The following is a 561-nucleotide window of genomic DNA, read 5'->3' on the forward strand; positions in this document are numbered from 1 at the left end:
TCGGAAAGGCGGGTGTTAACCCCAAAACTCGAAGCAGAGAGGCCAAGATACAAAATGGCAGGCAATTGGACATGTGTCGGGGCAAACTCTGTCCCGACGTGCTCGGTACCCCATACACGACCCGCGTCGATACCTACATGAAAAGGCTGGTTAACTTTTTGTCCTGGTTCACTTGAAGCTTCAAAAGCCATTTCATTTGCCGTAAAAGCCGCGCCGCTGGTTAGTATTGTGGGAATAAAATGCGTAATCCACCCTGTTGTCCAGCTCGCAGTCAAATTTCGACCCATATCAGCAACACGGAGCCCTGCCTGCCCAACCCCCGTCCAAGCTCGGAAAGGCGTTCATCAACATAAAAACTCAAGTCGAAAGACCAAGATAGATGATACATGGAACATCAATGCTCGCAGGCATGACGGTTTGTGATGATCCGTAGACAGGGTTAGAATTGGAGGCATCGATGATCAGATTATCCCAGACTCCAGCAGTCTTCGTTTCCAAAGCGACAGTCCCATTAGGTTCCCAGTGTGACTGAAAGGCTCCAGAGGGGCCACCACCTTCGAT

The 561-nt window shown here is 50.3% G+C and carries 2 protein-coding genes; both read right to left on the reverse strand.

The annotated features are described in order from the left end of the window. Positions 1 to 275: hypothetical protein (locus HMPREF0178_RS22735; protein ID WP_232281344.1), on the reverse strand; the 275-nt coding region annotated here is incomplete at its 3' end. Positions 276 to 357: 82 nt separating this feature from the next. Further along, positions 358 to 561: hypothetical protein (locus HMPREF0178_RS22740; protein ID WP_232281345.1), on the reverse strand; the 204-nt coding region annotated here is incomplete at its 5' end.

Origin of the sequence: Bilophila sp. 4_1_30 (genome assembly GCF_000224655.1) — a bacterium.
In the GTDB taxonomy this organism is placed as follows: domain Bacteria; phylum Desulfobacterota; class Desulfovibrionia; order Desulfovibrionales; family Desulfovibrionaceae; genus Bilophila; species Bilophila wadsworthia.